This window comes from Nostoc sp. C057 (assembly GCF_013393925.1).
Classification (GTDB): Bacteria; Cyanobacteriota; Cyanobacteriia; order Cyanobacteriales; family Nostocaceae; genus Nostoc; species Nostoc muscorum_A.
In genome coordinates this window covers 2131172-2145188 of sequence record NZ_CP040281.1, presented here as the reverse complement: position 1 = coordinate 2145188, position 14017 = coordinate 2131172, and the positions used below count along the sequence as shown (strand labels likewise).

Here is a 14017-nt window from a genome sequence, read left to right as displayed (position 1 = left end):
TCATTGTAAGTTTTAATCCCAGGTAGCTCATCCAATTCGGATATCAGCACCCAGCAACCTACACTTAGATTTCCCACTTACTTGAACTAAATCTCAATTCACCTGACTTTTATCGAAACAGAATTCAGAATTCAGGAGTCAGAATTCAGTAAGACTTACACACACTCTACGAATTCTTGGCATCTTTCTCTACGAGACGCTGCACGTAACGTCTCGCAGAAAGGTCTTGATTCAGACTGCTAAGTTCTTCTTCAATTCATCTGCAATAAGTTTTCGCCACGTTGGTAAATTTCCCGTGCGTGATCAGTCCAAGCACCTTGTCCCCAATAACGAAAACAACTGGTTTGCAGCAAAAGGTTGTGTAGTAGAAGGTTACGATAGTGAGATTGTCTGGTAACAGGTTCTGCTGAATTAAGTTGCTGTAATTGATCAAACTTTTGATGGAATGAACTACTCAATTGATACATAGGAGACAATACATTTTCATATCCTTTGACCCAACTGATATGATTTGTCCATGAGGCTCCATCCAGATGAAAATTAGAGTTTATTTGCTTTAATTCTTGAATCGCATTTTCTACAGCTTTGGGTTGGCAATTATCTGGTGAAACTCTCTCCCAAATCTGATGTTGTCCCACTGGTTGACAAGTTGGATAGTCTTCAGGTTTGCATCCAGCAGCTTCGATAAATTCTAAATATTCTGTACCACACATTCCAACAACACCTGATTTTCCTCCCCCATTATTGACCATATCCCACCAAGCTTGTTTAAAAGCACTAGGAAATTCATTCATCATCACACCGCCATTTTCACCATCTCCAATTTGGCTAACTATTGGTGGCACAAAAACACTACCAATTTGTTGTTTGGATAAAGTTTTAGCTTCATAATAAGGCTGCATTTGTGCAACTAATTTAGTATCCGAACCTTGAGTTTTAATTAAGGCTGTGATGCTAATAGTTTCGCCTTGAGAATTGCGGGCAATCAGACGATGTGGTAAATGTTTATGAGTCAGAGATTGACCAGTAAGAGTTTCTACAGAATGTTCTTGAACGAGTAGCCAGCGATATCCACATTCTTTCAGCGCTTTCACGAATTCAAACAGAGCATCAGGGTGATTGGGGAGGTGCATTTCTGGGGGCGAAAATCCTTTGACTCGTGCTAGTGCTTCCCAGCCAAAAATTGCTGCAAAGTGATGTTGCCATGCAACGATATGTAATTTAATATCTGCTATGGGTGTGGAAGGAATAACTGCATGACCCCACATCGTACCCAGCCATTCTACATAAGGTTGATAGTTGCGATCGCAAGTGATCCGTTTGAGGTTATCGAGAACATCACCGCGTCCCATTTGCCGCAATCCCCACAAAAGATTACCTGAGTAATCCAACATCACACGGGGATTGCAACCTTGACTTACAAGTTCGGGGATCAAGTCTCCCATACGGCTGTAACAATATGCAAAAGGATCTGCATTATGGTTATCCCCCTCGTTGGGATGTTCAAACATATATTGCAGATTGCTGATCAGTGTACCGCCATTTCCAGCAGGTATAGTTGGCTGGTGCATGTGTAAGGCGATCGCAAACACAGCATTTACGTCTTCTAAGCGGATATTTGTTGTTGGTAAAAATACTGGTTGATCGTGGTTAACTACAGAGAGAACCTCTGTTTCCCAACCAGAAATATTCGGCAAGCCATCAATGATTTCGGGCAAACTGCTGAGAGTAGTAGGGAAGGAAAGCATTTCTGGTTGCTCCAATATGAGTTATATCTAGAAAACTTGCGTTTGTATTTAATAATACTTAACTCAGCGTATATACAATGAATACTCCAAGTCACGCTATTCTCAACTTGCTGATTTTCAATCAACAATTGCGAACTCAGGCAAGTCCGGCAATTATCATCGGCGCAGTCTTACCAGATATTCCCATCTTTGTGTTCTACTTTTTAATGAAGTTTGTTTACCATCTGCCGACACGCCAGATTTGGTCAGAAGTCTATTATCAACCTTTTTGGCAAGCTATTGTCAGTACGTTTCATTCAATTCCACTAGCGCTGCTTGGAATATTGATTGCCCATATCTGTAGTTGGCAGTTGATTGAAGTTGGCTTTGCCAGTATGGTGCTACATTCTCTTTTAGATTTCCCAGTCCATAACAACGACGCTCACCGACATTTCTTTCCCTTCAGTAATTATCGTTTTATTAGCCCTGTTTCTTATTGGGACTCAAATCATTATGGCGCGATTGCAGCTTTGGTAGAAATCCTCTTAGTTCTAGGGGCAACTATTTATCTATTTCCTTCCACACGAACCTACTGGGGTAAAGGACTGCTAATTGCAGTCAATCTGTTTTATACGATCGGGTATTTCCGTTTTTACCTTTCAGCTAAAGGCAATTGACCCCAGTAGGATAAGCGATGCACTAAAAAATTTAGGACTTATGTGCAGACACGCGAGAAATCATGTTCTTGACAAGAACAAATCACCGAAACGATGGATTCTCGTCAAAAAATTCAGTTTCGGGATCAGCTTGTTGAGTCTTTCAGCAGGCTGTTGTTTTCTTGGCGCTGGCGGAGTTGCGATTCGTAAAATTAGCTCTAGCAACCAAGGTGCAAGGCGTTGACACAATATAGCTAAATGACTTTGCCATCCGACTAAAATTTCTGGTGAATCATTTTGCATTCCGGTGACGAGTGCTTTGGCCACTTCCTGGGGAGTCATGGGGATCACCCAGCGAAATAATTTTAAGTCGCGCACCATGTCTGTGTCTGTGAGGGTAGGCAGTAATGCAATCACTCGGATATTGTGTTCAGCTAGTTCTTGGCGCAAGGCTTGGGTAAATCCTAAGATGGCAAACTTGGTAGCTGAGTAAGTCGCCATTGTTGGTGCAGCCACCTTCCCCATCAGACTCGATACATTGACGATTGTCCCTTGCCTTTGGCTGACCATACGTCGAGCAATCAGACTCGTGAGGTTGTACATCCCTAACAAGTTCACAGAAATTTCTTCTTGAACTTGAGGCATCTTAGATTGCAAAAACGAGCTTTGGTATGCGACACCCGCACAATTAACCAGCATGTGAATCTGTCCGAAATTGCGCCACAGTTGGGCAACAGCGATATTTACTTCAATTGTCTGCGTCAAATCTAATGCCACGATCGCAGTTTCGGTTCCCATCGCCTCGATTTCGTTAGCTACCTCAACTAACTTTTGGCGATCCCGTGCTACCAATATCAGTCGCTTAATGCCAACTTGCGCTAGCTCAAGAGCGATCGCTCGTCCAATCCCACGTGAAGCCCCTGTAATCAGGGCAACTTTACCTTGAATCTCCATTGGTTTTATCCTCCAAAATCTAAGTCTTACCAACCTCTTCGTTATTGCCGATATACACAATCAAGAGTTACCAAAAAGGGGAAAAGGGGAAAGGGTAAGGGGGAAAGCATAAAGAACTTTTCCCCACAAGAGACTTCTTGGCATTTGTGGGGAAGGGGTAAAGGGAAAGGGGAAATTTCATTCCTTTCCCCTTTACCCTTTAACCTTTCCCCCTTTCCCTTTCTTCATTTGCTTGTCGGCATCAAGTAAGACAAATAATCTATTGCAATTGAAATCAAACTGAAATTAAGCCTTTGGCAACAAGATATTTCTTGGTTAATCTGCAATCCCTCATAATTGTCTATACGAGGCAGAAATTTCTCGTTGTTAACCCGTCAAAGCCTAACACACTTGGCTGAATGGCTATAGCTCATAGATTTTATTTCTCCTAGATCAGAGCGTTCATCAGCATCGTTGTCATACACACGTTAGCAATTAAATCAAGGTATTGCAATATTCTTTAATAAGGATTTCTTAATTCTTCTTAACGACAAGCATATATATATAAAATATTTTATTAAATAAGTTTTTATAAATCCCTCAGTAGAAATATCTCACTTTCCTGACAAATAGGCTTTTTTTAGGCAATTCTTATATCTAATTCATCTGTTAGGAACAAAAAAGACATATAGAATTTGAGTTTATGCTTGCAATAGTTAGAGTTACTGATTAACGCGCAGATTTCCATCAGCATATTTACTGATTTATTGAAAACAAAGGCTTCTGAGGTTGTATTTTTTTAAAAAATATAAGAGGGTTAATACATCATTTTTAATGGAAATTACAACAGCGTTTTATCTGCTAAAACTTTAGTGTAAATAGTAATTTATTTGGCTTTACCTTTGAGTTTGTCAAAGTAATCTTTGAGACTTGTCGTGTTGCTAATTTAAATCATTCCTGAATAATAAGATCCCCAACTTCTGGCAGAAGGTGGGGATCTTGCTGTAAGTTCTAATATTCTGCCTTCCACCGCACCCACGTATATTTACGTAATCCTCTTTTCTCCCCTGCTCTTTTCACGATGCTCCCAGTCATAACTAACGTGGGGTAGGTTGAGGATTTGATAGTTTGCCTGACTGGGGAATTGACGCACTCCAGATTTGATTAAATTGAGCTACTGATAAAGACTGTAAAATACTGAGATTAAGCGGCTCTTTGCTGATAAATGTGGCATAAGATGGCTGCAAATAGGAACGGTATTCAGGGCGGTTGAGGAGATGGGTTTCCATAAAAGCGACGCTGAGGGCATTGAGATAGGAATAAACAGCATCACGATCGGGGCCCAGTAAGGCAGGTGGCACAGGTAAGATATCATTTTCAGGAGTCGGTTCTGCGATCGCTGAAAAGTGGGTGGCGTTTTCAATCAAAACCAGGTACTTATTGGGATCAGAAAGCCAGGTGAAGGGGCGAATTTGCTCAAATACAGGTGGGGCGAAAATATCTTGACTACCTGCTACGAACATTACAGGCATTTTAATTTGACTGATTCCGCTCTCACCCAAAACTAAGCTATCAATCGGATTAATCGCCATGATTGCTTTGATGCGATCGTCTTTGAGTTCATAATTTTTTTGGGGTAACTTAGTTGCTTCACACTGCAACAACAGCGACAAATTAAAGGATGAATAATTGGGATTACATTCTTGGCGCAGTTGCTCAAAGTTAATCGTTGCTCCTGCTAGAGTCAAAACGGTATAACCACCAAAAGACTGGCCAATCGCCCCAACTTGCTGAAAATTTAGTTTTCTGTGGAGAGTGGGATCAGATTTTTCTAGACGCTGGAGTTCATCGAGGAGATACTTTATATCCAAAGGTCGATTGATAAATTCCTCTGGTTCTGGTGGACTTGCTAAACCCGCAAAGTATTGCTGAAAACGTTTGGCATTACTACCAGGGTGTTCTAGTACAGCAACAGCAAAACCATAAGATGCTAGATGTTCTGCCAGGTAGACAAAGGTAGAGCGGTCTGAAGCAAGACCATGAGAAATGACAATCAGGGGAAAGGGAGGAGACGGAGAATTCTGATCTGTGGGTTCTGAGTTTTGAGTTGTAGGTAAATAGATATCTATCGGTAGACGGCGTGAGCGAGAAATGTCATTTAACTCCAGGCTTTTTTTCTGCCAACGGAATTTTCCTGGCGATCGCAAATCTGGTTGTTTTGAGAAGTCAACGGTTGAATTGGCTGCTTGAGCGATCGCTTCTTTTTGAAGAGAAGCTACAACTTCATCCTTTTTCTTGAGCAATTGTGACAAGTCATCAACTATCCTTAACCCCTCTGTGAAATTCACCCGCACAGTATTGCTAGGAAATTTCCGCAGCAAATTCACCACTGTTAAACCCTCGCGATCGGCAGCAGCCAAAATCAAAGAGGCGCGTATGGCATAGAAGCCATTCTGTCGAGACTCAGTGAGGAGTAATTTTCCTAGTTGTTGCACTACTTCCTCGCCGATGGGTGAGTAAGTGACTTGAGATACTAAAGTAGGAGTGATATTGAACCTTTGCTGGAGCAGATCCCGCAGTTGAGCGAGTTGTTGAGGAGTAGCACGGCTAGCATAAAATGAAAAATCTTGATCGATTTTCCCAACTTTCGCAAAAGTTTCTAGCGAGTCCACCGACAACGAGAATTCGCCGAAGGGAGGATAAAAAAAGCTAATGCGTTCAGCTGCCAATCCGGGAGTAGAAGTCAAAAAGGTAGATAGCAAACCTAAACCCAGGTATCTCAGAAATTTTTTCATTAGAAAAACCCACTGCCTAACCCTGCCAAACAAGTTTGGACAGGATATATTCCCTAGAATTATCCAATTCTAGTATAGACAGTTACATTAAGAAACTTCTTGTCTGCGTAGACGTACTCTTGGCGGCTTCTCGAAAACATGAGGCTTCACTATGTTAGATTCAAGCTACAACTCCTGTGAATGAGGAATCAGGTAATGGCGGCTTCTGTAGAACATGGCTTAAATAATAGCGCTTCCATCCCTCCCTTAGAAAGTGGCGATCGCTTAACCCGCTACGAATTCGAGCGTCGTTATACAGCAATGCCTAATAAAAAAGCAGAATTAATCGAAGGAGTCGTCTACGTGGCATCACCACTGCGTTTTAGAAGTCATGGTTTACCTCATGGAAACTTAATTATCTGGTTAGGGAATTACAAAGTTTCCACCCCAGGCGTAGAACTAGGCGATAATGCTACCGTGCGCTTAGATTTAGACAATGAACCACAGCCTGATGTTTTGCTGTTGATAGATAAACCAGCCAGAGGACAGGCATATATCAGTAAGGATGATTATATAGAAGGCGCACCGGAATTAGTAGCAGAAGTGGCAGCGAGTAGTGCATCTATTGATTTGTACGACAAAAAACGCGCCTACCGTCGCAATGGAGTGCAAGAATATATCGTCTGGCAGACTTTAGAGAATAAACTCGACTGGTTCTGTTTGCAAAATGGTGAATATTTGCCACTTGTAGCAGATGCAGATGGTGTAATTAAAAGTAGGATATTTCCAGGCTTGTGGTTAGCTGTTACATCGTTAATTACAGGGGATATGACGAAAGTTTTAGCAGTGCTGCAACAAGGGTTAAATTCACAAGAACACGTGGAGTTTGTTGAGTGTTTAGCTTAGAAATGCTGAAACCATGTATTAAATAATACAAATATTTGTATAGATAAAATATTAAAAAATATCTAGTGTATTTGGGTACAATTACTAAATTGTGACTCATTCATATTAGTAAATGCATTGGTATCAATAAAAATAATTATCAAAATCGCAAACAGTCAAGAAACTAACTACTGAAGCTGATCCCAAGAGTTTACATTCATGATGTTTGTACTGACTACAAATCTCAGATTTTAGTTTTCGTCTCAATTCAATATAAAATCTAAAACTTAAAATCCAAAATCAACATGGCAACCCTAACTCCTAATTCTAGTTTTAGTTTGACACTACGCTTGCAGATTCCCAATCGTGTAGGGATGTTAGCGTCAGTAACCCAGGCGATCGCAACCACTGGCGGTAATCTCGGTCAAATTGATTTAATCGAGCAAACCCGCAAAGAGTCCACCCGCGATATTACCGTTGATGCTGCTAGTACCGAACACGCTGAAACCATTGTGCAAGCAGTGAAAGCATTGCCAGATATCAAGTTACTCAGTGTCTACGATCGCACCTTTAATTTGCATCGCGGTGGCAAAATCAGCATTACTAGCAGAATTCCCTTGAAGAGTGTATCCGATCTAGCAATGGCTTACACGCCCGGAGTCGGTCGAATTTGTACAGCGATCGCTCAAGATCCAGAAGAAGTTTACAAGTTAACCATCAAACAAAACACTGTTGCTATTGTTACCGATGGTAGTGCCGTTTTGGGATTAGGGAATCTTGGCCCAGCTGCTGCTCTGCCAGTCATGGAAGGCAAAGCAATGCTATTCAAGGAATTTGCGGGGCTAGATGCTTTTCCCATTTGTCTCGCCACCCAAGATACAGAAGAGATTATCCAGACAGTTAAGAATATCGCGCCAGTTTTTGGGGGTGTGAATTTAGAAGATATCGCTGCACCTCGCTGCTTTGAAATTGAAAAGAGATTGCGCGATGAGTTAGATATCCCCGTTTTTCATGACGATCAGCACGGTACGGCCATTGTCACCTTAGCAGCGTTATTTAACTCTCTAAAACTGGTAAATAAGGCAATGGCAGAAATCCGCATCGTGATTAACGGTGCTGGGGCGGCTGGAGTAGCGATCGCGCGGTTACTCCGTAAAGCTGGGGCAGAAAAAATCTGGATGTGCGATTCTAAGGGGATTATCTCTACCAGTCGTGCCGATTTGACAGAAGAAAAACTCGAATTTGCCGTGAAAGCTCAAGGTACCTTAGCGGGTGCGATGCAAGGGGCAGATGTATTTATTGGAGTCAGCGCACCAGGAGTTTTGACACCAGAAATGGTGCATTCAATGGCGAAAGATCCAATTGTGTTTGCAATGGCAAATCCCATTCCAGAGATTCAGCCAGAATTAATTAGTAAAGATGTTGCTGTTATCGCCACCGGTCGCAGTGATTACCCCAATCAAATCAATAACGTCCTAGCTTTTCCTGGGGTATTCCGTGGTGCTTTAGATTGTCGAGCAAAGACAATTACCACCACAATGTATTTAGAAGCCGCAAATGCGATCGCTTCTTTAGTCAAGCCCTCAGATTTGGATCGCGAACATATTATTCCTTCAGTCTTTGATGAGCGAGTCGTCAATGCTGTTGCTGCTGCTGTACAACAAGCAGCGCGTCAAGAAGGTATCGCCCAGAATTAATTAAATTAAGTTTAAAACCCCCTCCAAATCTAGGATTTGGTGGTCAACAAGAAAGTCGCGGGTCTGAATCCGCGACTGATAGCGCAGTGTAAAGGCTGCGGCATAGCATCTCGTAGAGAGCGTCTTGCATTCTGACTCCTGAATTCTGACTTCTGAATTCTTCTTCAAGATTTCGGTTGTACAGCTTGCCTAACAACTTCTTCATCCAAACCTAACGCTTGGGCTATCTGTTCAATACTCAATCCTAACGCCCATAGCTGAGGTATTGTTTCTAGCTTGCCTTCTAGTTTCCCTTCTAGCTTTCCTTCTAACTTGCCTTCTAACTTGCCTTCTTCTTTACCCTCTTCTTTACCCTCTTCAAAAACTTCTTGGTAAAATTTAGTTTGTTTTAACTCACTTAATCCGAACATTTTTCCCATCTCCTCCCGGCTCAAGCGCGGCAATTTGTAAATTAATATCGTTTCTATCAATTGTATAATTTCCCTCTGTTGGGCGGCATTGAGAATTTCTTTTCGGGCGCTGTTGACAATCTCTATAGCTTTCGTTGTCGCAGTTGATTCTGGTTCGATGATTAGTTTGACTGTCTCAATCCCGATTGATGATGTGGGAATTGAGCTTAACTCGTTCAAGTAAACGCAAGTCACTCGTTGTGAGTTCAGTAATTCTGCATATCTCTCTGTATCTCCAGTATCAACGCTGCGATTGGGGAAGATGACAACACCCCGCCAATTGTTAGTTAATTCAGTTTTGTCAAGATAATTAAAGATTTCGGCGAATAAACGGGAATAAATTTTTCTATCGAGTTGAAATTGTACCTCAGCAAAATAAATCGGTAATTCTGGAGTATCAGGTAAAAATACGCCATCAATTCTAAATGCCAGTTGTTTGACTTCGACTGATGAAAATTGGTAAACACTGGCTAGTGACGGCGATTGGTTAATGAGTTCAAAGAAGGTGCTGGGTATGCTTTGAAAGATGCGATAAAATATACTGTCTGTTTTCAAGTCAGATGGTTTTGAAGTTGATAAGCATATTTTACAGTTTAGCAATCGCTCATCATGGATATGTCAGATTGAGGACTGGCGAAACACTCGTCCCCATTTGGTGATTGGATCATATAAATAAAGCAACATCATCTAAAACACCACCATTTGTCAACTGTTTGCAATGAAGTACCAAGCTGGGGACGAGTTTTTACAACAACTGCCGCTAATTTTGGCGGGGCCAATCCTAAAACATACTGAACCAGAGTCAGTAACGGTATGGGTGGCTCTAAAACAGTCTTGTCAGGTAGAACTCAAGGTTTATGAAACAATAAATAATGGTGAAGCACTAGGAAATTGCTTATTGGAGGGAGAACGCTCTAGCTTTGCTCTGGGTAAGTATCTTCATGTAGTTGCAATAACGGCTCGATCCCCAGTTGGATATCGCCTAACTAGCGATCGCCTCTATGCTTACGATCTCCAGCTTACTGCTGCTGACCAAACCTGGCAAATGCAACAAGCATTATGCTCAAACTCTTCTCCTACAGTCAGCATCAGCTACTTTGCTCATCAAAAACCAACTTTTGTTCTGCCGCCAAACCGTCTTCAAGATTTGCAACTTGCCCATGCTTCCTGCCGTAAACCTCATGGTCATGGGTTTGATGCACTACCGATTCTTGACAGTTTAATTGAGGCTTCAGCAAATCAACCCCAAAATCGCCCTCACCAGCTATTTATGACTGGAGATCAGATTTACGGAGATGATGTAGCAGACCCGTCGTTGTGGGTTGCCAGTACTCTTGGTGATGCCCTTTTGGGTTGGGAAGAACAACTGCCGGTAAATGGAGTTTACTGCACTCCCCAGCAGCTACCCCCTGGAGAGCGGGCTGATGTTGCGACAACTGAAGCTGGGTTGACCGCAGGATTACATAATAAATCGGAGAAAGTTAACAGTCATCTTTTCAGCCTGGGTGAATATTACGCTACTTATTTACTAGCTTGGTCGCCAGTGTGCTGGCCGACCACATTTCCTCAAGGACACCAAGTAACGCGCGATCGCCATGCTATCAAAGACTGGAATCAAGCAGTCTGGCATTTGCGCCAATTCATTTATACCCTCTGGAAAGTGCGTCGCGCCCTTGCTAATATTCCCACTTACACCATCTTTGATGACCATGATGTCAGTGATGACTGGAACTTAAATCAAGCTTGGTGTTTGCGGGTGCTGGGTCGTCCCTTGGGGCGAAGAATAGTCCAAAATGCCTTGTTAGCCTACACGGTATTTCAAGGATGGGGCAATACACCAGGGCAATTTACAGAAGGTCAATCCGGTGAAAAGTTGTTGGCGGCTGCACAAGCTTGGTCAGCATCTCTTGGGAAGGATGCAAAGGCTGATGATGCGATCGCTCGTTATGTCGGTATGCCAGCCAACGATCCCCGCACAGGTTTACCGATTTTAGTCCGAGACGGTTCCGTATTCATTCTGGATCGAGATCCTGAAGCACTCACTTGGCATTACATAGTCAGGAGCGATTGCCATGAAGTAATTGTGCTGGATACACGGACTTGGCGGGGTTATCCAGCCGATCAAAAACCAATTGCACCACCGATGCTATTGTGTCCAAAAGCCTTTGAGCAACAATTAGTTTTACCTTTACAACAAGTAGCTGAACAAACTCAGATTCAAAATACATTTGTGATTGCGCCCACAAATGTATTTGGATTACAAGTGATTGATTGGATTCATCATTGGCAGTTACAACAAGAGAAAGTTTTTTCAACCGATGTTGGAGATGCCTGGAACATTAATACTGAAGCACTGGCGAAATTCCTAACTACTTTGTTTGAAGAACGTCAACAAGTCATTATTCTATCTGGAGATATTCACTACAGTTCTGTTGCTCACTTGTCTTATGCACACACCCATTCCAAATTGCAATCTGTATTGGTGCAGTTAACCGCTAGTGCGTTGAAGAATGAAGAGATTTTGACGCGGCTGATTCATACACGATTGAAAGATTGGCTACTACCCGAAAAGGTGCGACATTGGATTGGGTGGAGTAACCCACCCAATATGGTAGAAGTTTCTGCGAAACAATTACACCATAATCGCCAGATGCTAACGAACTCTGACTGGCATTGTGTGCTGGAATGGATACCTCGAAACACTGTTCAGACTTCTACCTGCACAGCAGATATATTATCTTTGATAGCTCCCTGGAAACGAGCAGAAAATGCTAAATGGAAATGGTTACAACCCCTGATGTTTTGGAAATCTCGTTGGTTTCAGGAAGGGCGAGAAGTAGTTGGATTGAATAATTTAGGGCTGGTTCACTTTGAGTTTGCAGACGCGAGTAATTCTGACAAAGTTATTCAAGATTTGTACTGGTTTTCTTCTTGGTATCCAACCCAAGTTGTTTACAGCCGTTTTGAGAGCGAGTTAACGCCTAATCAGTCATTGTTACGATAATCAAAGAGGCAGTGCAGGTTTAAAGCTTAAAGTTTGAACATTCGAGCAAAAAGGTCGAAGCTTCGAGTTCCGAGGCTCAACGTTTGAGCAAAAAGGTCGAAGCTTCGAGTTCAAAGGCTCAACGTTCGAGCAAAAAGGTCGAAGTTCCGAGTTTAAAGGCTCAACGTTCGAGCAAAAAGGTCGAAGTTCCGAGTTTAAAGGCTCAACGTTCGAGCAAAAAGGTCGAAGTTCCGAGTTCAAAGGCTCAACGTTCGAGCAAAAAGGTCGAAGTTCCGAGTTTCGAGGCTCAATGTTAGTATCCTAATCACTAAAAATTGAAAATTTATAAAGTCAACTCAATGAACTAACGCTCAAATTGCCATTTTATACTTGCATCTTAATCAATAAAGTTAATGAGCTAGTTCCAAAATTGAAAATTTGAGTTGAGAAAGATGTAACTGATGTTCTTCCTCTTTCCGTTGTCAGTAAATTGGCACGAAAAAACCCAAGTATATTACGAAATGTAAAGAGGCTTGAACCTTTTACTAATGGCCAATGACAAAGGACAAATAGTAGCCTTATCCTGTCGTAGACGCTACGCGAGCGCCAGTTACTTTTAATTGCGCCTACCTACTTACTTGGAATCATCACCTTTAAGTTGATAATTCAGCACTTGTGGGTTGATAATAAGGAGGCTTTGGCAATCAAATTTAAGTTTCTGGGAGATAAGACAATTCCAATTTATACCTAAATCGAATAGCTTAAATCTACTGATTATGATCTAGATATATTTGCTCCAGAAACAGAAATTGCAGCACTTTAACTTCTGGACACATGATTATCGCTCATGATTTACATGAGATTGCAAGTGCTGTGGACTTTGCCAAGAAATAAAAGTTTTCGTTTTGGCAGGAGGGTTAAGCAATGAGTGAGTTACAGACTCAGCTACCGACAGATACATGGATTTACACTTCTTGGCAGGATTATGAGCAGATAGTTGCTAACTTGCTCAAAGAGAAGGCAAAAAGTTACTACTATAAGGGGCACATGAGGCTAGAGATGGCACCAGTTAGTTTTGATCATGGTAAAGATCATGTTGTAATTATTTTTGCAGTGACTCTATTTGCAGCACTTAAAGGAATACTGGCAACAGGTTTAGACACAACCACTTTTCGTAAAACTGGTGTTCAAGACTCTCAGCCCGATGTCGCGTATTATCTCAGAGAACACGCCCAAACTATCCCAGCAGGTACAGGAATTGTCAATCTCGATCGCTATCCTGCACCGGATTTGGTGATTGAGATTGCTAAAACATCTTTGCTGGATGACTTAGGTACAAAGCGATCACTTTATGAAGAGTTGGGCGTTACTGAATATTGGGTAGTAGATGTCCAAAAGTCCCAAATCATTGCTTATGCTATGGCAGAGCAGGGTAGTAAACGTATTCAAGAATCACAGGTATTACCTGGGCTAGCGATCGCTATTTTAGAGGAAGCTTTACGCTGTAGCCGTGAAATAAATCAATCTCAAGTTGGGGCTTGGTTATTGAGCCAGTTTCAGCAAAAGGATGATTATTAATTTTTCTCAAATTACTTTTGTGTTGTTAGATACCGCTTACTGAGCAGGATTACTTAATAATCAAAATGATTTACATAGTAAAACCGTACAACTTTCCCAAGCTGTACAGCCTGCTTAAATTGTTATAAGTGAAATAGGACTTTGCGTAGGCGTAGCCCGCCGTAGGCATCGCATCTACGCCGTTATGAAAGAAAAGTTACCGTTTTTGATTTATTTTAGTTCCGATGAGCCAAAGCTTTACCCAAGATGTGAGTCAAGCGTTTGTTAGAAAAATGTTAGAAGTAGAGAGGTTAGAGGGAATGACGTAGAAGGTGAGTGCCTTAAAGTACTCCTGA

9 protein-coding genes are annotated in these 14017 nt (G+C 41.9%); 5 read left to right on the top strand and 4 right to left on the bottom strand.

The genetic code is table 11. The annotated features are described in order from the left end of the window. Nucleotides 1–251: 251 nt before the first annotated feature. The gene (locus FD724_RS09650) at nt 252–1748 is read right to left on the bottom strand and encodes a glycosyl hydrolase family 57 (protein ID WP_179075458.1); all 1497 of its coding nucleotides are present in this window, start codon (nt 1746–1748) and stop codon (nt 252–254) included. A gap of 77 nt (nt 1749–1825) precedes the next feature. Between FD724_RS09650 and FD724_RS09645 the strand changes: the two genes are divergently transcribed. Then, on the top strand, nt 1826–2404 hold the full coding sequence (locus FD724_RS09645) for a hypothetical protein (RefSeq protein ID WP_114080090.1): 579 nt from the start codon (nt 1826–1828) through the stop codon (nt 2402–2404). A 60-nt stretch (nt 2405–2464) separates the two neighbouring features. Here the strand turns inward: FD724_RS09645 and FD724_RS09640 are convergent, their stop codons facing one another. Together FD724_RS09640 and FD724_RS09635 are read right to left on the bottom strand one after the other, a co-directional pair. Next, nucleotides 2465–3337 carry an SDR family oxidoreductase gene (locus FD724_RS09640; RefSeq protein WP_179072461.1) on the bottom strand — a complete coding sequence of 291 codons (873 nt, stop codon included), beginning with the start codon at nt 3335–3337 and terminating at the stop codon, nt 2465–2467. A 1076-nt stretch (nt 3338–4413) separates the two neighbouring features. Then, nucleotides 4414–6111 (bottom strand): alpha/beta hydrolase, encoded by a 1698-nt coding sequence (locus FD724_RS09635; RefSeq protein WP_179072460.1) that lies wholly within the window; start codon nt 6109–6111, stop codon nt 4414–4416. A gap of 195 nt (nt 6112–6306) precedes the next feature. Here FD724_RS09635 and FD724_RS09630 point away from each other — a divergent pair, with 195 nt between their 5' ends. Together FD724_RS09630 and FD724_RS09625 are read left to right on the top strand one after the other, a co-directional pair. Next, on the top strand, nt 6307–6996 hold the full coding sequence (locus FD724_RS09630) for a Uma2 family endonuclease (protein ID WP_179072459.1): 690 nt from the start codon (nt 6307–6309) through the stop codon (nt 6994–6996). A gap of 284 nt (nt 6997–7280) precedes the next feature. Beyond that, a complete protein-coding gene (locus FD724_RS09625; RefSeq protein ID WP_179072458.1) occupies nt 7281–8672 on the top strand; it encodes a malic enzyme-like NAD(P)-binding protein in 1392 nt (463 codons plus the stop codon). A 164-nt stretch (nt 8673–8836) separates the two neighbouring features. On the opposite strand, the gene FD724_RS09620 is transcribed toward FD724_RS09625, so the two are convergent. Next, nucleotides 8837–9676 (bottom strand): Rpn family recombination-promoting nuclease/putative transposase, encoded by an 840-nt coding sequence (locus FD724_RS09620; RefSeq protein ID WP_179072457.1) that lies wholly within the window; start codon nt 9674–9676, stop codon nt 8837–8839. Between the two features lie 163 nt (nt 9677–9839). Between FD724_RS09620 and FD724_RS09615 the strand changes: the two genes are divergently transcribed. Both FD724_RS09615 and FD724_RS09610 read left to right on the top strand, forming a co-directional pair. Next, on the top strand, nt 9840–12125 hold the full coding sequence (locus FD724_RS09615; RefSeq protein ID WP_179072456.1) for a PhoD-like phosphatase: 2286 nt from the start codon (nt 9840–9842) through the stop codon (nt 12123–12125). A 903-nt stretch (nt 12126–13028) separates the two neighbouring features. Then, nucleotides 13029–13682 (top strand): Uma2 family endonuclease, encoded by a 654-nt coding sequence (locus FD724_RS09610; RefSeq protein WP_179072455.1) that lies wholly within the window; start codon nt 13029–13031, stop codon nt 13680–13682. Nucleotides 13683–14017: the final 335 nt, after the last annotated feature.